Source organism: Aminobacter ciceronei (assembly GCF_014138625.1).
In the GTDB taxonomy this organism is placed as follows: Bacteria; Pseudomonadota; Alphaproteobacteria; order Rhizobiales; family Rhizobiaceae; genus Aminobacter; species Aminobacter ciceronei.
In genome coordinates, this window is record NZ_JACJHY010000015.1 from 79339 (window position 1) to 101452 (window position 22114).

Annotated in this window: 20 protein-coding genes and 1 pseudogene; 9 read left to right on the plus strand and 12 right to left on the minus strand. The window is 61.4% G+C overall.

Features of this window, described 5'->3' with window-relative positions:
- Positions 1–1075 precede the first annotated feature (1075 nt).
- Genes HNQ95_RS16385 through HNQ95_RS16395 form a run of 3 tightly spaced genes read left to right on the plus strand, consistent with a single transcriptional unit; the run spans position 1076 to position 6101 of the window.
- A complete protein-coding gene (locus HNQ95_RS16385) occupies positions 1076–1483 on the plus strand; it encodes a FixH family protein (RefSeq protein WP_182574634.1) in 408 nt (135 codons plus the stop codon).
- A complete protein-coding gene (locus HNQ95_RS16390) occupies positions 1480–2925 on the plus strand; it encodes an efflux RND transporter periplasmic adaptor subunit (RefSeq protein WP_182574633.1) in 1446 nt (481 codons plus the stop codon). Before HNQ95_RS16385 ends, HNQ95_RS16390 begins: the two co-directional genes overlap by 4 nt.
- Entirely contained in the window at positions 2922–6101 is a 3180-nt protein-coding gene (locus HNQ95_RS16395; RefSeq protein WP_182574632.1) for an efflux RND transporter permease subunit, read from the plus strand. Before HNQ95_RS16390 ends, HNQ95_RS16395 begins: the two co-directional genes overlap by 4 nt.
- A gap of 441 nt (positions 6102–6542) precedes the next feature.
- Here HNQ95_RS16395 and HNQ95_RS16405 read toward each other — a convergent pair whose 3' ends face one another.
- The 4 genes from HNQ95_RS16405 to HNQ95_RS16420 all read right to left on the minus strand — a co-directional run bounded on the left by HNQ95_RS16405 (position 6543) and on the right by HNQ95_RS16420 (position 8549).
- Positions 6543–7148 (minus strand): carboxymuconolactone decarboxylase family protein, encoded by a 606-nt coding sequence (locus HNQ95_RS16405; protein ID WP_210283796.1) that lies wholly within the window; start codon positions 7146–7148, stop codon positions 6543–6545.
- 73 nt (positions 7149–7221) lie between these two features.
- Positions 7222–7452, minus strand: a complete 231-nt coding sequence (locus HNQ95_RS16410; protein WP_182574631.1) for a glutaredoxin domain-containing protein — start codon at positions 7450–7452, stop codon at positions 7222–7224.
- A 12-nt stretch (positions 7453–7464) separates the two neighbouring features.
- The gene (locus tag HNQ95_RS16415) at positions 7465–7665 is read right to left on the minus strand and encodes a carboxymuconolactone decarboxylase family protein (RefSeq protein ID WP_182574630.1); all 201 of its coding nucleotides are present in this window, start codon (positions 7663–7665) and stop codon (positions 7465–7467) included.
- Between the two features lie 59 nt (positions 7666–7724).
- Positions 7725–8549 carry a cysteine hydrolase family protein gene (locus HNQ95_RS16420; RefSeq protein WP_182574629.1) on the minus strand — a complete coding sequence of 275 codons (825 nt, stop codon included), beginning with the start codon at positions 8547–8549 and terminating at the stop codon, positions 7725–7727.
- Positions 8550–8594: 45 nt separating this feature from the next.
- Between HNQ95_RS16420 and HNQ95_RS16425 the strand changes: the two genes are divergently transcribed.
- The gene (locus tag HNQ95_RS16425; RefSeq protein ID WP_182574628.1) at positions 8595–9539 is read left to right on the plus strand and encodes a helix-turn-helix transcriptional regulator; all 945 of its coding nucleotides are present in this window, start codon (positions 8595–8597) and stop codon (positions 9537–9539) included.
- A 44-nt stretch (positions 9540–9583) separates the two neighbouring features.
- Here the strand turns inward: HNQ95_RS16425 and HNQ95_RS16430 are convergent.
- Positions 9584–10664: pseudogene (locus HNQ95_RS16430) on the minus strand (IS630 family transposase).
- A 172-nt stretch (positions 10665–10836) separates the two neighbouring features.
- Here HNQ95_RS16430 and HNQ95_RS34190 point away from each other — a divergent pair.
- The 3 genes from HNQ95_RS34190 (at position 10837) to HNQ95_RS16445 (ending at position 12163) form a co-directional block, all read left to right on the plus strand.
- Entirely contained in the window at positions 10837–11052 is a 216-nt protein-coding gene (locus HNQ95_RS34190) for an NAD-binding protein (protein WP_376769259.1), read from the plus strand.
- Positions 11053–11420: 368 nt separating this feature from the next.
- A complete protein-coding gene (gene nrtS, locus HNQ95_RS16440; protein WP_182574626.1) occupies positions 11421–11651 on the plus strand; it encodes a nitrate/nitrite transporter NrtS in 231 nt (76 codons plus the stop codon).
- A gap of 44 nt (positions 11652–11695) precedes the next feature.
- The gene (locus HNQ95_RS16445) at positions 11696–12163 is read left to right on the plus strand and encodes a MerR family transcriptional regulator (protein WP_182574625.1); all 468 of its coding nucleotides are present in this window, start codon (positions 11696–11698) and stop codon (positions 12161–12163) included.
- Positions 12164–12171: 8 nt separating this feature from the next.
- Here the strand turns inward: HNQ95_RS16445 and HNQ95_RS16450 are convergent, their stop codons facing one another.
- Positions 12172–12846 carry a class I SAM-dependent methyltransferase gene (locus HNQ95_RS16450; RefSeq protein WP_182574624.1) on the minus strand — a complete coding sequence of 225 codons (675 nt, stop codon included), beginning with the start codon at positions 12844–12846 and terminating at the stop codon, positions 12172–12174.
- A 14-nt stretch (positions 12847–12860) separates the two neighbouring features.
- Entirely contained in the window at positions 12861–13706 is an 846-nt protein-coding gene (locus HNQ95_RS16455) for a 3-methyl-2-oxobutanoate hydroxymethyltransferase (protein WP_182574623.1), read from the minus strand.
- A 159-nt stretch (positions 13707–13865) separates the two neighbouring features.
- Here HNQ95_RS16455 and HNQ95_RS16460 point away from each other — a divergent pair, with 159 nt between their 5' ends.
- Both HNQ95_RS16460 and HNQ95_RS16465 read left to right on the plus strand, forming a co-directional pair.
- A complete protein-coding gene (locus HNQ95_RS16460) occupies positions 13866–14747 on the plus strand; it encodes a methylenetetrahydrofolate reductase (protein ID WP_182574622.1) in 882 nt (293 codons plus the stop codon).
- A gap of 31 nt (positions 14748–14778) precedes the next feature.
- Positions 14779–15381: a Crp/Fnr family transcriptional regulator gene (locus HNQ95_RS16465; protein ID WP_182585810.1), complete on the plus strand. Its 603-nt coding sequence runs from the start codon at positions 14779–14781 to the stop codon at positions 15379–15381.
- 295 nt (positions 15382–15676) lie between these two features.
- Here HNQ95_RS16465 and HNQ95_RS16470 read toward each other — a convergent pair whose 3' ends face one another.
- Genes HNQ95_RS16470 through HNQ95_RS16490 form a run of 5 tightly spaced genes read right to left on the minus strand, consistent with a single transcriptional unit; the run spans position 15677 to position 22094 of the window.
- Positions 15677–16321 carry an ABC transporter ATP-binding protein gene (locus tag HNQ95_RS16470; RefSeq protein WP_182574620.1) on the minus strand — a complete coding sequence of 215 codons (645 nt, stop codon included), beginning with the start codon at positions 16319–16321 and terminating at the stop codon, positions 15677–15679.
- Positions 16318–18069, minus strand: a complete 1752-nt coding sequence (locus tag HNQ95_RS16475; protein ID WP_182574619.1) for an ABC transporter permease — start codon at positions 18067–18069, stop codon at positions 16318–16320. The genes HNQ95_RS16470 and HNQ95_RS16475 overlap by 4 nt, the downstream gene beginning before the upstream one ends.
- Complete coding sequence (locus tag HNQ95_RS16480; protein WP_182574618.1) at positions 18045–19262, minus strand: ABC transporter substrate-binding protein; 1218 nt, start codon at positions 19260–19262, stop codon at positions 18045–18047. The genes HNQ95_RS16475 and HNQ95_RS16480 overlap by 25 nt, the downstream gene beginning before the upstream one ends.
- Complete coding sequence (locus tag HNQ95_RS16485) at positions 19259–19954, minus strand: CDP-alcohol phosphatidyltransferase family protein (RefSeq protein ID WP_182574617.1); 696 nt, start codon at positions 19952–19954, stop codon at positions 19259–19261. Before HNQ95_RS16485 ends, HNQ95_RS16480 begins: the two co-directional genes overlap by 4 nt.
- Positions 19955–19958: 4 nt before the next feature.
- Positions 19959–22094 (minus strand): dihydrolipoyl dehydrogenase family protein, encoded by a 2136-nt coding sequence (locus HNQ95_RS16490; protein WP_182574616.1) that lies wholly within the window; start codon positions 22092–22094, stop codon positions 19959–19961.
- Between the last annotated feature and the right edge of the window lie 20 nt (positions 22095–22114).

Genomic DNA, 22114 nt, shown 5'->3' on the forward strand with positions numbered 1-22114 from the left:
CTTCAATCCGGCGACGCCCGCGCCAGGGCGCGCTTGTCGGGATCCTGATCTTCGATGAAGAAGCGCACTGCATCTCAACGCACCGGTTCGACCTGATGACCAATGGCCCATAGGAACGCCGCCACCCCACGCGCGATCGCCGCAACGACTAGGTTTTTTCTTGCCCGCAGCCCTCAGGCGCCGGTAGCGGGCGCAAAGCCATGCCAGCAGCTTCTGTCGTTCCTACCGCGCCATGGCCGGGTCTTTACCGGACGCAAGAACTGGACCCCGGACCCATGCCGCCGAAGCTTTCGCAAAGGGTAACTGGCAGCAGGTCACACGTCTCTATCGCGACCAGGAGACTCCCGAGGAGCGCTGTCAGACAAATGCGTCTGACCGTAATCCCCCTTTCTTCAATAGGTGCTGGAGCGTGTACGACACGGATAGTAAGGGTCGGCCGCCTGAAGCAGCGTCCTGCAGATAAGTCGTGCCGGCAAGCGCAAGTCGCGGGCGGCTGGCCATCACCTGACGGAAATGTGAGGGCGTGGCTCTTTTCTTGCGCCGCACCATATGCCATTGAGGTTATGTGAAGTTCTGGACCTTATTTCCCCGCCTGCTTTCGATTCTAGCCGTCGTGAGCCTTCTGACCGCGCCGATGGTGACACCCTCCGCTGCGATGATGATGGTTGTCGGCCCTACGGCAATGATGGCGGATATGGCATCCATGTCGGACGGCATGCCGTGCCCTTCGGACCAGAGGCAGCAGCCATCGCCCGATTGCCAAAAGTCCTGTCCCCTCGCGACCCTGTGTGTCGCCAAGTGCTTTCCTATCGCGGCGACCGCAGCAATCACGCTGACCCGGTTGTCTGCGGCTGACCTGATCACGCCTGGCAATAGCGTCGGACGGGACCTCCTGCCTAGTCCGCCGCCTCCAAGACCTCCACGCACCTGAATTCATCGATGGCTCCTTCGGAGCCGTTTGTCGCCGCACGGCTGACGGCCTTGCGGCGAAAGCCTGTGGTTTGGGCATAAGCCTGGCCATGAACCTGCCGTGCGTTGTGCGCGGCCGAACGATGAACTTTGGGAAAATCTGACAATGAACTTTTACAGTGTGAAGCACGTCGCAGCCGCCGCGCTGATCGGGGTTGCTCTCGGTGGGGGCATTTCGAAGAGTTGGGCCGGGATCGACGACTATGAGTTCCAGCTCGTTCAAAACGCGATCCAGAAGAGCGATGCCGCGATTGTCGCCGTCCGCCTCGTCGACAAACGCTCCGGCAAGGTGGTGCCCGACGCGGTGATCTTTGCCCAGCGCGTCGACATGGCGCCGGACGGCATGGAGATGATGACAGCGCCGATCGAGCCGTTGCCCTCGACGGAGCCCGGCATCTATCGTTTCAAGGCCAATCTGATGATGCCAGGCGGCTGGCGCCTGTCACTCGGCGCCAAGGTGCAGGGCGAGACGGGTTCCCTCGAAAACAAGCTCGAATTCAAGGCCACGCGATGAAGCGAGCAGGCCGTACTGGCCTCACCCTCGCCGCCATCTTGGCGGCGGGGGCTGGAGGCTATTGGGCGGGGAACCGCAATCTCGCACTGCCTGCCGCTCCGTGGCTGCAAGCCGTCGCCTGGCTCGAAGGCTCTGCAGCGCCCCCGGCGAGCGCCAACCCTGCGCCCACCGGACCCGTGATCTATTACCGGGACCCGGACGGCCTCCCAGCCTACGCGGCAGATCCTAAGAAGACCGCCGACGGGCGGGACTTCCTGCCCGTTCTGGCGGGGGAGGACCTGAGCTTCGAGGACAAGCCGTCGGCCACCGCCGCGGCCGTCGCCGCTGCTCCTGTGAACGACGAACCGAAGCGGATCTTGTACTACCGCAACCCGATGGGGCTACCTGACACCTCGCCGATGCCGAAGAAGGACTCGATGGGGATGGATTACATCCCCGTCTACGCGGGCGAGGATGACGATGGTTCGACTGTCAAAGTCGCGACAGGCAAACTGCAGCGAACCGGCGTCCGCTCGGAGGCCGCCACCGAGCAGGTGATCGTTCGCCCCGTTCGGGTGCCGGGCACAGTGCAACTTGATGAACGGCGCGTGACGGTCGTCGCGACGCGCTCCGATGCCTTCATCGACAGGGTGGCCGACGTCACCACTGGCGATCGTGTCAGGAAAGGCGAGCCGCTCGTCCAGCTCTACTCGGCCGAGATCGCCGCGGCGAGCGCCCAATACCTTACCGATCTGAACGGAGGCGGCCTCGCCTTGGCCGGGGCGCGCCAGCGTCTCGAGAATCTTGCGGTTCCACCAGACGTCATCGCCGCAATCGACCGCACCCGTCAGGTTCAGACTTCGATCACCTGGGCCGCCCCGCGCGATGGCGTGATCGTCGAGCGCAACGCAGTCGAGGGCATGAAGGCGTCGCCCGGCGACGTGCTCTTCCGTCTCGCAGACGTCTCGACCGTCTGGATCGTCGCCGACGTTCCTGAATATGAACTGGGGGCCGTGAAGGTCGGGGCCGCCGCCACGGTCCGGGTGCGAAGCCTGCCCGGCCAGACCTTCAGCGGCCGCGTCGCCCTGATCTATCCGCAGGTCAGCAAGGAAACGCGCACGACAAAGGTGCGGATCGAGATCCCCAATCCGGATGGCCTCTTGTTGCCGGACATGTATGCCGACGTCGAGATCGCCAGCGGCAGCAATGCTGCGGTCGTGGCCGTCCCCGACAGCGCCGTAATCGACACGGGCACGCGGCAGGTCGTTATCCTGGACAAAGGCGAGGGCAGGTTCGAGCCGCGGGAGGTCAAGATCGGCCTTCAGGGCGGCGGGTATACCGAAATCCGCAACGGTATTGCAATCGGCGATCGGGTCGTGGTCGCCGCGAATTTCCTGATCGACGCCGAGAGCAACCTAAAGGCTGCGCTGAGCGGCATGACGAACCCGGAGACTGCCCAATGATTGCCCGGCTCATCGCGTGGTCCGCGCGCAATCTGGTCCTGATCTTCGTCGCCACAGCCTTCGCCGTGGCCGCCGGAGCCTATGCGCTGAAGACGCTCCCGCTGGACGCGATCCCGGACCTTTCGGACGTCCAGGTCATTGTCTATACCGAATATCCCGGCCAGGCGCCGCAGGTCGTCGAGGATCAGGTCACCTATCCCCTGACGACGGCAATGCTGACGGTGCCGAAATCCAAGGTGGTGCGCGGGTTCTCCTTCTTCGGCGTTTCCTTCGTCTATGTCATCTTCGAGGACGGCACGGATCCCTACTGGGCGCGCAGCCGCGTGCTCGAATACCTCAACGCCGCCGCGCAGCGCCTGCCGTCCGGCGTCACGCCGGGCCTCGGCCCCGATGCGACCGGCGTCGGCTGGGTCTACCAGTACGCCGTCGTCGCCAAGGACATGACGCTGGCCGAGTTGCGGTCGCTGCAGGACTGGGTGGTGCGCTACGCCGCCTCCAAGGCGGAGGGGGTCGCCGAGGTCGCGAGCGTCGGCGGCTTCGTCAAGCAGTACAACATCGTTGTCGATCCGCTACGGCTGCGCGCCCAGGGCATATCGCTGTCGATGGTCCGTGACGCCGTGCGCGCCAGCAACCGCGACGTCGGCGGACGCACGCTTGAGCTTTCCGAATTCGAGTTCATGGTGCGCGGCCGCGGCTACATCAAATCGACGGCCGACATCGAAGACATCGTCCTGAAGACGGACCAGGGCGTGCCTCTGCGCCTCAAGGATGTCGCCAGGGTCGAGATCGGTCCCGACGAACGGCGCGGCATTACCGAACTCAATGGCGACGGTGAGGTCGCCAGCGGCATCGTCCTCCAGAGGTTCGGAGCCAATGCCTTGACTGTGATCGAGAACGTCAAGCAACGCCTGAGCGACATCGCCGGGAGCCTTCCCAAGGGCGCCGAGATCGTCCAGGTCTACGACCGCTCGCATCTCATCGAAGCGGCGATCGAGACGCTGAAGCACACGCTCGCCGAGGAGAGCATCATCGTCGCCCTGGTCTGCGTCGTGTTCCTCCTTCACCTGCGCAGCGCGCTCGTTGCCATCCTGATGCTGCCCGTCGGTATCCTGATGGCGTTCGGCGCCATGAAAACGATCGGGCTCGGCTCCAACATCATGAGCCTCGGCGGGATCGCCATCGCCGTCGGGGCCATGATCGACGCCGCCATCGTCATGATCGAGAATGCCCACAAGCATCTGGAGCGTGCTCCGCCCGGCAAGCCAAGGGTGCAGATCCTGATCGATGCCGCGAGCGAGGTCGGCCCGGCACTGTTCTTCAGCCTGCTCGTCATAACGGTGTCGTTCCTGCCGATCTTCACGCTGGAGTCGCAGGAAGGCCGGATGTTCGGTCCGCTCGCCTTCACCAAGACCTTTTCCATGGCGGCTGCGGCGATCCTGTCGGTCACGCTGGTACCGGCCTTGATGGTGGTCTTCGTGCGCGGCCGGATCATTCCGGAGCACAAGAACCCGATCAACCGCTTCCTGATCTGGATCTACCGTCCTGTCATTCGCGGCGTGCTGAAGGCGAAGACGCTCACCATCGCGCTCGCGCTTGCCGTGCTCGGCGTTTCCGTCTGGCCGGTGAGCCAGATCGGCTCGGAATTCATGCCGAGCCTGAACGAAGGCACGCTGATGTACATGCCGACGACGCTGCCGGGGATCTCCGTCACCAAAGCGGCGGAACTCCTGCAGATGCAGGACCGGATCATCAAGTCCTTTCCGGAGGTGGATTCGGTCTATGGCAAAGCGGGCAGGGCGATGACCGCGACCGACCCGGCGCCCACCGAGATGTTCGAGACCATCATCAATCTGAAACCAAAGGATCAATGGCGGGCTGGTGTCACGATCGACAGCCTGAAGGCCGAGATGGACAAGGCGCTACAGTTTCCCGGTGTCTCCAACGCCTGGACCATGCCGATCCGCGCGCGCATCGACATGCTTTCGACCGGCATTCGGACGCCGGTCGGCGTCAAGGTGTTCGGCACTGATCTTGCGGAGATGGAGAAGATCGCGCGACAGATCGAAGTGGTTCTCAAGACGGTTCCGGGCACGTCGAGCGCCTATGCGGAGCGGGTGATCGGCGGCTACTATCTCGATATCGTCCCGGATCGCGAGGCGCTCGGCCGGTACGGCCTTGCCGTCGGCGACGTCCAGGACGTTATCGCGACCGCACTCGGTGGTGAGACTGTGACGACTACCGTCGAGGGACGTGAGCGCTACGGGGTCAATATCCGCTACCCCCGTGATCTGCGCTCGAATCCGCAGTCCATCGCCACCGACGTCGATGTACCGTTGCCCGGTGGCGGTGCCATTCCGCTCGGGGAGGTGGCGAAAGTCCAGCTCACTCGCGGCGCGACCTCGATCCGCACTGAGAATGGCCAGCTCGCGACCTACATCTTCGTCGATATCAACGGCCGGGATCTCGGCGGCTATGTCGCCGACGCCCAGAAGGCCGTCGCGGCGACGGTGAAGCTGCCGCCCGGCTATTCGGTCGCATGGAGCGGGCAGTTCGAATATCTGGAGCGGGCCGCGGCGCGAATGAAGATCGTCGTGCCCGTCACGCTGCTCATCATCTTCCTGCTGCTCTATCTCAACTTCCGGGCACTCACCGAGACGTTGATCGTCATGCTGTCCTTGCCCTTTGCCCTTGTCGGGGGGATCTGGCTGATGTGGTGGCTCGGCTTCAACATGTCGGTGGCGGTAGCCGTCGGCTTCATCGCGCTCGCCGGCGTCGCCGCAGAGACTGGTGTCGTCATGCTGATCTACCTTGAGCAGGCCATGGCCGAAGTGATGGCAGAGCGGGCCGCGCACAAAGAGCCGTTCATCCGGGCAGATCTCTATGAGGCGATCATGCTTGGCGCAGTGGAGCGTGTCCGGCCGAAGATGATGACTGTCGTTGCCATCATGGCTGGTCTGATCCCACTCCTCTGGAGCACGGGCAGTGGCTCGGAAGTGATGCAACGCATCGCCGTGCCGATGATCGGCGGCATGATCTCTTCTACCCTCCTGACCCTCGTGGTGATCCCGGCGATCTACGGGTTGGTCAAGGGATGGCGGTTGCCGCAAGGCATTGCATCGACGATCGACGAGATTGCGTTCACGGACCCTGCGATGTTTGACCTCGCTGCCGAATGATGGGAGGCCGTAATGATGGAGGCCACAATGATGAACGAGACGATGGGAGCGGGATGATGTGGGGCATGGTCGCGGTGGGCGTTGCCCGGGATGTCGAGGATCGTCATCCGGAGCCATTCCCCGTCGTGAGGCCGACGGTTCCGAGTTCAAACTGAGGAACCGAGGCGGCCATGGGCGCCGCCTCGGAGGTTGAAGTCTTCAAGTACTCCCGTCTGCTTTGGCGAGGGCCCTCAAGTCGTCGGGAGGTAACGGGGTTCCCGCCAACACCCCCAGACTCCTGGCTGGATATCCTGGATCGTCACCCAAGTGACCGCCCTTCACCCTCCACTGACACGACGGCGTCCGTGACCTTTCGAACGATTTCCTGTTTCTGTTTGAGGGTCAGGTAGTCACCAACCCCGGTGATCTGGACGAGCGGCTTTGTGGTCTCCCTTTGCTTGTTCAGGCCGCTCCCGACCACTCAAGAGGCTTGAACGCGGCGTCGAGCGGGGTCTTGGCGATATGCGTGGTGTAGTTAGAGATGGTCTTGAGCCCGACGCCAAGAACGACTTCCAGCACCTGCTGCGGGCCATAGCCGGCGGCGAGGAACGCGGCGCTGTCTTCCTCCGACACCCAGCCGCGTGCGCGAGTTACGGCGGCGGCAAAGCGGCGCAGCGCCTCCAACTTCGGATCGGGGATTGTGGCGTCATCGCGGATGGCGTTGACCGCATCGGCCGGAACATTCTGCATCCCGGCAATCGCCGTGTGCACCGACATGCAGTAGGCGCAGCCATTTTCGCGGCTGACGGCGAGCAGGACGACTTGGCGTTCCGCCGCCGACAGCGACGAGCCGTCGAAAATCTTCGACAGTGTCAGATAGCCCTCCAGCAGTGCAGGGGCGGTGGACATGACGGCCAGAAGGTTGGGCAGAAAGCCGAACCCCTTCTGCGCCGCCACTAGCGTCGGCCTCGCGGCCTCCGGGGCGGTTTCAATGGTGTTGACAGGGTAGTTCACGAAATTCTCCTTGATTTCTGCCGTTCTGGAACGATCGTTCCAGGTCGGGTGCAATGAGACAGCCGGGGCTGCCACCGGGCGGCGCCCGGATTGGTGCGCCGGGGGCGGGTCCTGCCCCCGGGTAATTTCAGTGACCAGAAAGCCTGTGGTTTAGATCGTCGAAGCCGCCGACATGTTCATCACCCACGAAGATCTGCGGGATCGTGCGTGCGTGCGGCACGCGCCGCCGCAACTCTTGCAGTACTTCGGGCCGCGACACGTCGTGTTCGACAAAAGGCAGGTTGCGCGTTTTCAGAAGGCTCTTGGCGGCCGTGCAGTAACTGCATCCGGGGCCGGTAAAGATTTCGATATTGATCATGGACAACGCCCTTCAGTGGTTTACGTGGAGGATCGGCGCGGTGCCGTCGAACAGCGATTCCAGTCCCACCCCGAGCGCATCGCCAAATTTCGACGCGGAGATGTAGGTGGTGATGACGAAGGTCGCATCGACGATCTGTGCCTCGGTCCAATGCTGTTTCAGCCGCGTCCAAGGGTGAATAGGCACCCGGTTCGCATCGACCCCGATCTGCACCTTTCGTTCGGTTCCGTCTTGGCGACGCGAGCGCGTCCCGCGTCGCCAGCGACCCGGTTTCAGAGCGCCGAGATCCGTTCGACCGCCTCCTCAGTGGACCAGAGCGCATTGGCCATGTAGCGGAAATTGACCAGCGCGGAGAGATAGCCGTCGCCCTCGGGCAGCTTCGCCGCGGCCGTCGCGTCGCGTACGACAGCCACCTCGAACCCCTGCTCTAAAAGCTCGCGCAGATGCGATTCCACGCAAAGATTAGCCGACATGCCCGACAGGATCACTTGGTTGACGCCGTTCTTGCGCAACTGAAGCGCCAGATCGTTGCTTTCCGGGCCGTATACCTTGTGCGGCGAAGTGATGATGGTCTTGCCGTCCAGGATGAATTCCCGATAGTCGGCCAGGAAATCGGCCCCGGAATTGGCAAAGCCGTCCAGTGTCAGTGGCCCCTTGCGGTCGAACATGCCGATGGAATGCATGAGTTTTTCAAGGGCGCCCTCGAACTTCCAGCCGTGGTCGGTGGGGTAGTAGTAGTGCGGCGACACCGCCACAGTCAGTCCCTTGTCCTTCGCCACGCTGAACAGCCTACCGATATTGCCGACCACTCCGTGCTCGGTCACGCTTTCGCCCACCACACCCCAGGTCACGCCGTCGGGGCTGAGGAAGTCGATCTGCGGGTCGGTCACGACGAGGGCCACCTCGCCCTTGCGCAGAACCATGTTCGACGCCGGCAACGCGGGTTCGGCCGGCGGGGCATAGGCGTCGTTGGTCGATTGGGCGTTGGCCGCTGCCGGGATCATCAGGGCACCGGCCACAGCCGCAGCTCCAACACCGAAAAGCGCTTCCCTGCGGCTGAAGCCGCACGCCCCTTCTTCATGATCGTGGTCACACATTTGACTTGTCCTCCTGTTTCGGATGACCAATAGATATCCAAGGTGATGTTCGGAATCGTCTCAAAGATGACCGGGACAGGAATGATGCTTGACGCTGTCTTCGACACGATGACCATCGAAGTGGAGCCATTCTCGCTTTGCGAACTGTCACCGCGCGGCTGGCTCGACATGCCCAGGTCGGGGTCGGCGACCCTGCACTATGTTTTGTCGGGAAGGGGTGCCTTGCATCTGGGCGCCGGTATTCCGCACCTGATCGAAGGCGGCGATCTGATCCTTGTCCCTGCTGCTGACCGTCATGCGATCGGAGCGTCGGACGGCAGGTTCGTTTCCTTCGCAAATTGCCAGCCGGCAACCCTTGGCCTTGCGCATCACCGCACGGGCGCCCACGACGGTGGGCAGGGGCTCCTGGTTCTCTGCGCCCGTATGTCGCTCGGGTTGAGCGGAGCCGGGCAGGTTATCGACCTGCTGCGGACGCCGGTCATCGAACGGTCCGGGCTGGTGGAGCGGGATCGCGGGCTGATCAATCTAGTGTTGGCGGAGCTTGCGGCACCGCGGCCAGGCTCGCTGGCTCAGATCAAGTCACTGTTGCTTTTTCTTATTATCGACACGCTTCGCCGCGGGATAGAACGTCACGACCCCGGTACGGGGTGGCTTGTCGCGCTTGCCGACATCCGGCTTTGGCCAGCGCTGGCCGCCGTTCTGGCGGCTCCCGGCGCCGACCACAGCGTCGAGTCCCTGGCAGACCGGGTCGGCATGAGTCGGGCCCGTTTTGCCGCGCAATTCAAGAAGAGTTTCGGGACAGGTTCGATGCAGTTGGTCAAGGAACTACGGCTCCAGCATGCCGCGCGGCTGCTTCTCGAGGGTAAATCAGGGGTCGCCCGAGTGGCGGAGCTTGTCGGCTATTCCAGCCGAAGCCACTTCACTCAGCAGTTCGAAGCTCGGTATGGTGTCAGCCCGGCCCGCTACGGCAAACCGACCCCGTCTAAGTGATCGTGGAGTCCCATGGCTTGGCGGGAATGCGTGCTGAGCCCAGACTAGTGGATGGAGTCTAACACTTGGTGCCCACGTTTGACGGCTGCGATGATCTTGTCGGGGTCGGCGGTCCACGAGAAGGGTTTGGGTTGCTGGTTGTGCTCTTGGAGGAAGCGGTTGATTGCGGCTTGGAGGTCGACGACGGAGTGGAAGACGCCTCGTTTGAGGCGACGCTTCGACAGTTTTGCGAAGAAGCCCTCGACCGCGTTGAGCCACGAGCATGAGGTCGGTGTGAAGTGGAAGGTGAAGCGCTGATGGCGGCCGAGCCAGGCACGCACCTTGGGGTGCTTGTGAGCGGCGTAGTTGTCGAGGACGACATGGACGGCCTTGCTGGCCGGCACTTGCGCCTCGATGGCGTTGAGGAAGCGGATGAACTCCTGATGGCGATGCCGCTGCATATTCTTGCCGATAACGGTGCCGTCGAGCACGTTGAGAGCAGCAAACAGTGTGGTCGTGCCATTCCGCTTGTAGTCGTGGGTCATGGTGCCGAGCCTCACTTTCTTCATGGGCAGGCCGGGCTGGGTGCGGTCGAGCGCCTGGATCTGGCTCTTCTCGTCGACCGACAGCACGATGGCGTGAGCCGGCGGATCGACATAGAGGCCGACGACGTCGCGCAGCTTTGTCGACGAACTGCGGATCGTTGGAGAGCTTGAACTGGCGCCAGCGGTTGGGCTGCAGCCCGTGCGCCTTCCAAATGCGACGCACAGCGCTTGCGCTGATGCCGGCCGCTTGCGCCATCATGTCGGCGGTCCAGTGCGTCGTCTCGCCCGGCGGGTCCTGCAACGTCAGCGCCACCACGCGCTCGGCGACTTCCGGCCCGAGAGGCGCAATGCGCGAGGGCCGCGTCTTGTCGCGCAACAGTCCTTCGAAGCCTTCGGCGGCGAAGCGCTCCTGCCAGCGCCACACGCAGGTCTTGGACTTGCCGGTTTGCCGCATGATCTCGACGGTGCCCACACCGTCGCCGCTCAACAGAATGATCTCGGCGCGCCAAACGTGTTTCTGCGGCGCATTGCGATCCCTGATCAGCGCGCTCAGGCGCCGGCGATCAATCGGCGAAACGGTGAGGGATATTCCTGTGCGCATGCGCCAAACTCGCATGCGCACTCGCGAAAGGGAATCCCAACCCGGACTCTTATGTTAAGCGGAAACCACTAGGTGCCCAGCCGCCTTGCTCATCCGCTGGCACCGCCCCGGGCGAGGAGCATTTCGCCACCAATGAAGACTTCCTGGCCATGCAGTGGCTGCCCCGCGCATCGTGCTGGTTGGCGGCGACTACATTGCCTCCGCGTTGTCTCACATCGCTGCGCGCGCGGGAGCTGAGGTGACGATTCTCCAGCGCGGCGCGCGCATGCTAAGGCATTTCGATCCGGACCCTGTCGGCTGCCTCATGGAGAAATTCCGTGAGATCGGGATCGATGTGCGCCTGCGGACCCCAGTCGCGGGGGTTCGTTCACGCCTCATGCGACGATAACGATGCGAGCATTGATGCCGACCTCGTGATCCATTCGGCCGGTCGGGGTCCCCCGCTCGATGGCCTTAATCTCGCGGCGAGCGAAATAACTACGGAAAACGACCGGCTCAAGCTCAACGAGTACCTGCAGAGCGTCTCCAATCCAGCCATAGACACTGCAGGCAAGTCGGCACAGATCGGGCCGCCGCTCACGCCGTGGCCAGCCACGACGCCGAGATCGTCGCCGGCAACCGCCTCAAGACCCTCAAGCGCACAATGCAGGGCAGGCTGGTCTCGAACTGCTGAGGGCACGAATGCTGTGCCAAGCGAAATTTGCTTTAGGTGGCATAATAATTTGACATTGATGTCAGATTATGCCACGCACATCCATGAACGAATTTCTCTCTGTCGCTCTCCGGAAGGATATTTTCAAGCGCTCCTTGAGCGTCGCCGTCATTGTTGGAACCATCCTCAATTTGATCAATCAGGGGGATGCGTTCTATGGTATAAAATCCCTAGATTTGGTGAAATGTCTGCTCACATACATGGTGCCATACTGCGTTGCGACCTATGGCGCAGTCAGTGCAATCGTGAATACGGATCCCGCTAGAAGGAAGTAAACCTTGATGGCGGCGAACCCCCGAGCTGTACCACGATGGGTAAAATGGAAAACAACAGATCCATTAAGATCGGCCGCCTCGCTGCGCTTTCCGGCCTCAGTGAGCGCACCCTGCGCCATTACGAGAAGCTCGGAATCATTGCTCCCCACCGCACCGAGGGTGGAACGCGTCTTTATCATCCCGACAATGTCGTAGTTGCAATGACTGCGCAGAAAATGCGCGACCTCAACATACCTGTTGAGCGGATTCAGGCCATTGCGACCACGCGCAAGAACTTCCAAACGGGTGACAAGGCCAGCGCTGCAATGGTCGACCTGCTGGAAACGATGGTTGACGAGCTCGGTGAACAGATGAGCAAGGTAATGGATTTGCAGAATGATATCATCCAGACTCTACGGCTGGTTCGTCGTTGCAAAGGTTGCAAAAATGCTCCCAGCCCTGAAGGTTGCCCGCAGTGCCCGATGGGGACGACGCCAGATCGGCCACCCCTGGCGGCAGTGATCTGGCAATGATCTGATGTTTAAAGCTTAAAAACCTTACCAAGAAGCGGCCATGAAACCGGAATTCCGGCCGGCCAGTCCCGACTACACGCGAGCGGCTCGGGAATATCGGCATTCTCGGCCAAGGCTACCTGTGTCGCACTCCATTGTGCGATTATCATGCCGAGTTGCTCTTGGCTAAGCCGACGATTCATGCGGGTTTCTGGCAGGCGAATTTCTTCGCCGGCAAATGCCAGCCCCGAGTAACCCGACAAGACCCACGGCCTCGCACTCTCCCAATAGGGTTCAAGCGCCCGGAACGTGTCTTGATAGGCCCCGGCTACATCTGAGGGCAACTGGATGTCACCCCAGCAAAGCGCGGCAAAGACGCCGCCGGGACCCAATAGACGCCTAGCCTCCGCCAAATGGCGTTCTTTGTCGAAGTGATGCAGCGCTTGGACGGAAACAAGAAGATCGACGCTGTTGTCGGGTAGCGGGACCTCTTCGGCGGCAGCGACCAAGACCTCGAGCGGGCCGAAGGGGGTGGGCAGGTATCCGGCGTTTATGTCCGAACAAATGGCACGGCCGAAGTGCCGTGCCATGAATTGAGAGACTTCGCCTTTGCCTGCACCGCACTCGAGAACGACAGCGCTCTTGTCAGGCGCATTTGCGAGCCAACAAAAGGCTTCGATCGGAGTTAGAACAGTTCTTGCCAAGGCGACTCTATATCTTACTGCATCAGGCTTTCGAACTTGCCGAACTCGCCGTCATGCATGTTGTGCGACAGTTCCGGCTTGGGGAACTGTCCGTTGTGCGCTCGCTCGAAATAAGTGGCGTATGCCTTCCGCATTTCGCCCCACACATCACCGAACACTTCGCGCTTTGGCGGGATTGGGAAAACCGAGCATCCGATGATATCGTTCGATACGTGGAATATCCCGTGCGCGAACGGACCCGAGCCAAGACTTGCGACCGCAACGGGCAGATTTTCGTAACACCATTTGGTGAGTTCAACAGACGTGTGCTCGAAGAGGGCCGCAAATATTCCCGCGTCGATGCTGGCACGCACCAATTTTACAATTTCGGCGGCTTCTTCGGCGGTCCGTCCGGCCGGCGCATGTCCGGAGTTCATGACCGCACGCTCACCCTGAACGCCGAAGTGGCCGACGACCGGGATGCCGGCGGCAACGATGGCACGAATATGCTCAACCGTGCCGAGGGACGGTTCGATATGCACGCCGTCGGCGCCGAGCTTGACGACGCGGGCGGCATTGCGGACCGATTGCTCGACCGAGATGGAGGCCGTTGTGTTTGGCATGTTGCAAATTATGAACGGCGACGAAGCCCCGCGAAGTACACCTTCCAGCATGTAAAGCTGCTCTTCGAAGTCGACGGTTGCCATTGATTTGTGCCCCATCAGGCCCATGGGGCCCGGGCTGCCGCAGCACAACAAGTCCATCCCTAGTTCTTCGGCGATAATCGCGCTCGGAGTGTCATGGCACTCCATCCCGACGATGCGCTCGCCCTTCGCCACCTTCTCGGCCAGGTGTTTCAACCGTGTCTTGCGTCGCGCCATCTTGATCCTCCCAAATTTCAACCTAGACGCTCTACCCTAGACCGGATTCGACGGCTCCTGTGTCAATCAGTTGACACAAGCAAGTGGCGAACAAAAAAGAATTGACAAACGCAGCCACACACTAAAATCTAACATCGATGATAGATTTTGGAAGGTGACATGCTAAACAGGGCGCCGGCCGTCACGGCACTCGACAAGGAGATGTGGCGCAAGATCCTGTCTCGCTGCTCGCTGGAAGTCCCTGTCAGCAGGGCCGCAGATTTCGTTCCGGCCCACGACGTTTTCCAAAAAGGGTCATTTGTTTTCCTACCGCATATTTCCGATCTCGATTCGAGGGGGATGGAGAATGCGAGCCGCCACCTCGTCGATAGCGGATATGTGCCCGTACCGCATGTCGGTGCTCGCCATTTCGCCTCCGAAAGTGCCTTCCTGTCGCATCTTCGCGGCGCCAGAGAGGGTGGCGCTCGGCATCTGCTGGTTCTTTCCGGAGATCGCGATGCCCCCGCCGGGCCATTCACCTCCGCGCTTAACATTCTGGCACATGGCGCCATCAAGGATTTTGGGTTTCAGCGCGTTTTCATAAGCGGCTATCCGGAAGGTCATCAACGCATTTCCAATGATGCTCTCGAACGGGCCACGCGCTCGAAAATCGAGGTCATGCAGGATTCAGGGGTCAATGTATCAATTGTCACTCAATTTGGGTTTGCCTCGAGCGCCTATCGCATCTGGCTGCATCGGATAAGACAAAACGGCATCCGCTGCCCCATTCGATTGGGGCTTGCAGGTGTAACGTCCATCCCCTCGCTTCTCAAATATGCGGCATTGTGCGGGATTGGCCCTTCACTTTCAGTACTGAGGAAGCGTAGCGGAGCAATTGCCGGATTGGTGAAAGGCTATGAGCCAAGCGGCCTCATCGCGGAACTGAACCGCGAACTGGACATAGCCAATCACGATCAGTTGAACCTGCATCTCTTCCCGTTTGGCGGCGCGGCGAAAACAATTGAGTGGTTCCGCACGCGGATCGGAGCACCAAATGCCTGAAAGGGGCCAAAAGTCCCGCCTCTTCAAAGGCATGGCCGAGCAAGAAATGATCTTGGTCGTCCGTTCCGCGAGGCGCGCCGAACTCAAAGGTCAGTGCTGGCTTCAGAACTATGCATCGGCTGGAGAACTGATTGCGATCGTGACAAGCGGATGCATCGGCCTTCGTCCGGTCGTAGACGACCTTGATAGCAGGCTGGAGATATTGTCTCGCAATGCACCCGCGATCGTCGATCTGACCGAAAGTCATGAAGTGGCGGTTGGACATTGGCTGGTTGATGCGTCCACAGTCTATTTCTACACCGAAGGCGATCTGGAGGCCGCCTTTGAATGTTCAGCGCGTTTTGCCTGCAATTTCGTGGACATACTGCGTGCGCAATACAGCGCCGTTATGCTGCTCCTTGACGATACGGATCGTGACGGTCTCCGGAGGCTTGGCGCGTCGCTTTTGGCGCGCGCCGAAAGAAGCGCCACTAAAGACCAAAAACTGCGTGTGACCCAGTCTCAATTGGCCAGCGAAACGGGTCTTTCGCGCCAGTGGGTCAATCGTCTTCTGAAACGCTTGGAAAGAAAAGGAATTGCCGAGTTGGGGCGGGGGCATGTGCAACTTCGCGCTCCCGGAAGACTTTTGGAATAACCGCTGCCGCGTCAGTTTTGGACCGCAAACGAAAAACATAAGATGGTGGAGGAACAGGAATGGCCGAGGAAGTCCGATAAAAACAAATAGCGCCGCGAACAAACTGCCAATTCAGAAGATCGTGACAAATCTGGGCGTTCCGATGGCCGTTGCGGATTCGGGCGATTGCCAGATGCGACTTGCCACCCGGTCCCGTGTCTTCGCAAGCGAATGTGGCTGAAACATCTGGCCGGTTAGGTCAAACTGGCATCACCAAAACAGCGATCAGGCGACAGCACCCGACTCCACAGTCTACTCAAAGAGGTGCCAGTCTTAGGATTGGACCAAGTGCTGCCTTGGCATCGGTGAAATCGTGGGTCGCGAGTAGAATCGGAAGGCGTTTGGCAATTGCGCGGCCGAACACAAATCTACGGAAGTCACGTCGCAGATCAGAATCGAGCTTGGAAAAGGGCTCATCGAGGAGCAGCGCTCTGGGCCCTGCCAGTAGTGTCCTCATCAAAGCAACACGGGCTCGCTGTCCGCCTGACAATGTTGCGGGGTCTCGGTCCGCAAACCCGCTGAGGTCGGCTTCCTCCAGGGCTTCTGTAATACGTGCTCGCCTGGATTCGCGTCCTGCAGTAGAGCCGGCAAGTCCGAAGGCGAGATTTGCCCCAACCGAAAGATGGGGGAAAAGCAGATCGTCTTGAAAGAGAACACCAATGCCTCGCCGCTCCGGAGGCAGTTCCGTGACGTCGTCATTGCCGATCAGGATCTTCCCAGTCGCATGAAATCTTGGTTCCAGATGGCCGCCGATGAATGAGATCAGTGTGGACTTGCCCGATCCACTCGGCCCCATGATGGTCGCCACAGTGCCCGGCTCGACCACGAGATCGAGGTCCGAGACGAGCCGTCTGTCACCGATTGAGATCGTCACGGAGCGAAGGGTCAACGCATTGCTCATGTGCGCCCCGCCAGAGCCTGGCGATTGGCGAACACAATTCGCGGAATGACCAACGCCGCCAGATAGACGGCGAGCGGCAGAAGGGTTTGCATGAAGGCAAAGACACCGACGACCCTGCGGTCGCCACCGCTTGCCATCGCGACCGCCTCGGTCGTCAATGTCGCCACGCGCCCGCCGCCCGCAAAGAGTGTCGGCAGATATTGGGCGACGCTGACGGCAAAGCCGATTGCCAGGGCGATGGCGATCGGCTGAAGCAGGATCGGCAGCTTGATGCGGATCAGAGTACGGGTTGGAGAGGCTCCCAGTGCTGCGGCGGATCGGGCATATCGGGGGTCAAGTGCCTTCCACGGGTCGGCGAGTGCCAGCAAAACATAAGGAAACACGAATAGGAAATGGGCCCAAGCGACGGCCAGGAACGATCCGTCGAGCTGAAGCTTGAGGGTCAGCACCTGGGTTCCGAACAGGAACGCGATCTGTGGAAGAAGGATCGGGATATAGACTGGATGCCATGGTATGGCGCGGTCGCGTCTTCCGGTTCGATCCCCGGCCTCCAGCCAGGCAATCGCAAGGAGCAGCGCAACACCAGTCGTGACGGCCGCAAGCACCACCGTATTGCCCAAAGGCCAGACGAGCGCATGGGCCTGGCGGCTCCAGATATCGAGGCTCCAGGTCGATGGCAGGATATCGGGAAACGGCCATCGCCATGCCAGGGACCAGACGGCGAGCGCGATGAGGGAACCCAGCCCCAGCGAGAGAATGATCGTCCCGAGAGCGGCAGCCAGTTTCAGACCTGGCTCGCCGCTCACGCCACGGCCGCCCCTCGTCGTCCACCACAGGCCGAGCCCGGCGACGCCTCGTTCACCAAGACGCCAAATACCGATCGCCCCAGCGACGACGAACAATTGAAGCGTGGCCGCAGCCGCCGCCGGAAGGGTTCGCGTGACGTCGGGAGCCATGAACCATTTGAACGCCACAACGGATAGAGGTGGAGGGTTGGAGGGCGCCAGGATCAATGCCATGTCGACGACAGAGAGGGAATAGGCCAGGACGACATAAACGGGCAGGCGAATCTGCGCGTAAACCTGCGGTGCGATGATCTTGATCCAGACGATGCCTTGCCCATAGCCGAGGGCACGGCCGGCCCGCATCTGCTGGTCGACGGGGATCTGGTTCAGGGCCGCAAGGATGACGATCAGCAGGAACGGCAGCTCCTTGATGAGGAGGCCGGTAACGAGAGCTGCGCCCCACGGATCCTGAACGGTGGCGATGTCGGGCGGCACCGTGTAGCCCGTAAGCCACGGGCTCACGAGCCGGATCAGCCAGCCACTCGGCGCCATCAGGAAGGCGAGCCCGATCGCCATCGCCGCATGGGGTGCGGCAAGCAGCGGGGCCAGAAGGCCGTCGGCACCGCGATCGCGCATTCGACCGTGGACGACCGCACAAAAGCTGAACGATAGGATCAATGCTAAAACGGTAGCGGCAAGGCCCGTCGTCACTGTGATCCGAAGACTCGTCGCAAAGCCAGGATAGCTGAACAGTTCCCGCCACGGTTCCAAGCTCAGCGTATGGCCTCCGATCGACGGCAGGTAGCCGAATGCCGGAAGAAGGGTGAATATTAGCCCAGCTGCGATCGGAATGCCAAGTACGCAAAGAAGGACTAATCCAACCGCATGCCGCAGGTTCGGTTTCGGCAAAAAGGGGATCAGGCTGCGTATGCGGAATCCTATCTGACGTATCGCCGCATCCATTCGTCCGTGATCCTCGTCATCCAGGACGGGTGTGGTTCGAGAAGCACCGATCCCAAGTCCGCGTTAGTCGGTAGTGCCGGGCTCGTCGGGAGATCGGCGAAAAGCTGGCGCTGCTGGGTCGAGAGCTTGTCGAGGTCGAGCACTGTGAAGCTGCCGAGCACGCGGATATCTTGGGCGTGCGCCTGTGTAGCCGGATCGAGCAGGAAATCGGCCACCACCATGGCCGCTTCCTTGTGCGGCGAATTATAGGGGATGGCGACGAAGCTCGTGTTGCCGATGGACCCGCCGGACAGGGTGTAGGTCCGTATAGTGTCCGGCAGCAGGCCCGACTCGACTGCGGCCGCAGCCTCGGCAGGATCGAACGACATGGACAGATCGATCTCCCCGTCGCTGAGCAGCTGCCGGGCGGCGGGTCCATCCGCGGGGAATTGTTCTCCGCGCCGCCAAAGCAACGGCTTCAACTTCTCGTACCATGTCCAGAGTGGCGCTGTTTCCTTGGCGAAATCCGCGTCGGTAGCAGGTTGTTGCAGCCGCTTCTTATCAGGCGCCAATTCGATGAGCGCCTGCTTCAGGAAGGTAGCGCCCATGAAGTCGCGCACGTCGGGATGCGTAAAGCGGCCTGGATGTGCCTTCGCCCATGGCACGAAATCCTCGATGGTGCGCGGTGCCTCCTTCAGTCGGGCTGAATCGTAGTTGAACACGACCTGGGCCAGACGCCAGGGCGACTCCATCCCATCCACGGGGATGGTGAAGTCCGTGACGTTCGAGAGCTTACCGATCGTGTCGACATAGCGATAATTGGGCAACAACTGTGTGAACGGCCCGTAGAGGAGGTGCATGTCCTTCATCGACAGAAAATTCGGGCCGTTGATCCAGATGAGATCGACGGAACCGGCTTCGTCGCGACCGGCGGTCTTTTCCGCGGCGACGCGCGAGACGGCCTCGGCGGTATCGGAGAGCTTCACCTGCCGGACCGTGATGCCATATTGGGCCTGCACTTGTTGTCCAACCCAATCGATGAAGGAATTGGTTCGTTCATCGCCGCCCCATGCGTTCCAGTAGACAGTCTTGCCGCGGGCCCTGGAGGCGATATCCTGCCACGTGTCGGCATGGGCCGTTCCAAACCCGGAAATCAACGCCATCACAGCCGACGTGAGAACGCTCAGAACAGTCAATCGTTGTGTCTTGGTCATCGTGTCAGCTCATCATGAGTTTGTCTTGTCGGACGCCGGCTTTCGGCTATTTTCGGCAGCGCCCTTATGCTTGCCGGACGATCCGAACGGGCAAAGGCTCGCCACCCCCACCACCATCGCGTGATCGTTGTCATGGCGCATAGCGCAGCATAGCCGTACGCGATGGCAGGGAAGGCGGACGGCCAGGCGCACATCGCCACGAACACGGCAATCGTCTCGGCCCCCTCGGTGAGCCCGCCGAGATAGTAGATGCCTTTGGCAGGGTAATTCATTGACACCAATCCCTGCCGGCCGGCGATCGCGGCAAAGGCGAGAAAGCTGCTACCCGTACCAACGAAGGCGAGAAGAAGTGTCGCGGCGGCGAGGGCATTTGCGCCCGGATCTGCAAGGGCAAACCCGAATGGCACTAAGGCGTAGAAGACGAAGTCGAGTGCAATGTCGAGGAACGCACCCCGATCGGTCGGCTTTGTCCGCCGCGCCAGGGCACCGTCGAGACCGTCGAGAGCACGATTGACCAGGATGACCAGCAGTGCGGCCGTGGGGTGCCCGGAGGCCAGCAAAGGAACGGCGGATATGCCCATGGCAAAACCGAACAGCGTCACCGTATCCGCTGAAATCCCACGTCGGCAGAGCCAGGCTGCGGGCGGGTTCAAAAGGCGCATCTGCAAGGGCTGGAGATGACGGTCGAACATCGTCTCACCCCCTAAGCCAGAGAAGGACGCGACCCGACAAAGCCAGTGCCCAGGCCGGTGCATGAGCTCGGCGCCATTCGCCGGCCGTGGCCTTTGCCGCCTCTGTCCAGCCCGGGTACGGATGGATGGTCCGCAGGATCGCATTGAGGCCGAGGCCGTGCCGCATCGCCAGCGTGAATTCGCCGAGCATGTCGCCGGCGCGGGCACCAACGATCGTCGCACCCAGAATGCGATCCTTTCCGGGCACGGTGAGAACCTTGACGAAGCCCCGGTTCGCCTCGTCGGTGATGGCCCGATCGAGTTCGGCAAGGTCATACCGGGTTACTTCATAAGCAAGGCCTTTCTCGCGTGCCTCCGCCTCGCTCAGGCCGACGCGAGCGATCTCGGGATCGGTGTAAATGACCATTGGGAACGCCTTCGCCTGGGACCTCCATGTCCTGAAGTCCCCGAAGAGGGCATTCATCGCTGCAAACCAGGCATAGTTGGCTGCTGCGTGGGTAAACTGCATCTGCCCGATGACGTCTCCGGCGGCATATATCGTCGGCAGACGTGTCCTTAGACGGTCGTCGACGATCAGCCGGCCGTCTTCCAGGAGGCCAAGTTCCTCAAGCCCAAATCCTCGTGTGCGAGGACGGCGGCCGACGGCGACGACAACGCGATCGAACTCTAAGCTTCGGCCGTTTGTCAGACGGGCACATCGGGCTTCGCCGTCCCGCTCGAACGCGCTGGCGCCTGCCCCGCTGATGACGGTCACTTCGTCCGCTACAAGGAGAGCACGCATAGCTTCACTGACGTCTTCGTCCTCGCGCGCCAGCAACCTGGGCAATGCTTCTACGAGGGTTGTCTCGCATCCGAGCCGGGCGAAGCTTTGGGCAAGTTCACAGCCTATCGCGCCGCCGCCCAGAATGAGCATCCGCTTCGGCTGTTCCGTCAGGCCCCAAAGTGTCTCGGAAGTCAGCGGTTCCATGTCAGCAAGGCCTGGTATCGGCGGGACGGCCGGCTCGGCGCCAGTCGCCAGGACGATCCGGCGCCCCGATATGCGGCGGCCGTCGACTTCGACAGTCCAGGGATCGAGGACCCTTGCGCGTCCCTTGATCACATCGACACCGAGTCCACGATATCGCTCCGCCGAGTCATGAGGTGCCACGCGTGCGATCACCCGCTCGATCCGGCGCATGATCGCCGGAAAATCGGGCTCCAGGCGCCCTTTGAGCCCCAGGCGTTCTGGATAAGCGCCCTCCTTTGCGAGCTTGGCTGACCGGATAAACGCCTTCGAGGGAACGCACCCCGTGTTCAGGCAGTCGCCGCCCATCTCGCCCTGTTCGATCAGTGCAACCCGGGCGCGGGCCGTTGCCGCGATATAGGCAGTCACGAGACCGGCCGAGCCGGCGCCGATCACAATGAGGTTGTAGTCGAACCGGCGGGGTCGCCGCCAACCCCGCAGGGCGTTGCGTCCGCTCCACCATGCATTCCCCGCCTTGGCAGCGAAGGGCAATACCGCCAGGGCGGCGAATGCAAGGATAATGCGAGGACTTAATATGTCGGCCGCGGTTTCGATCGAGGAGAGCTGTTGACCCGCATTGACGTAGACGACGGTCCCGGGGAACATACCGAGTTGGCTCACCCAGGCAAAGGTGAGGACAGGCATGCGCGTCAGACCCATCGCCAGATTGACGAGGAAGAAGGGGATCACCGGAATGAGGCGCAAGGCGAACAGGTAGCGGGCGCCATCTGACGCAACGCCGTGATTGACCTTCGCCACGACCGCAGGGAAGCGGCGCTCAACGAAATCGCGGAGAAAATAACGTGCGACGACCATGGCGACCGTCGCACCAATGACACTGGCGAAGGAGACGAGCAGGGTTCCTGTCCAGAGTCCGAACAAGCTGCCGCCAATCAGGGTAAGGATCGTTGCACCGGGCAGCGACAAGCCGGTCACGGCGACATAGATGATGGCGAAGAAAAGCGCCGCAGGGGCCGGATGCAATCTGATCCAGTCCCTTGCGGCGACAAGCCGGCCCATGACCTCCACAAGATCGAGATGGCCCCTGATGAGCACCGCCACAACGAGGATCGCTGCGAAGAAGAGGGCTGCACCGATAGTCTTGATAGGGCGGCGAAACGTCTCGGCGTGATCCATTCGTGAGCGGGCTCCTGGTG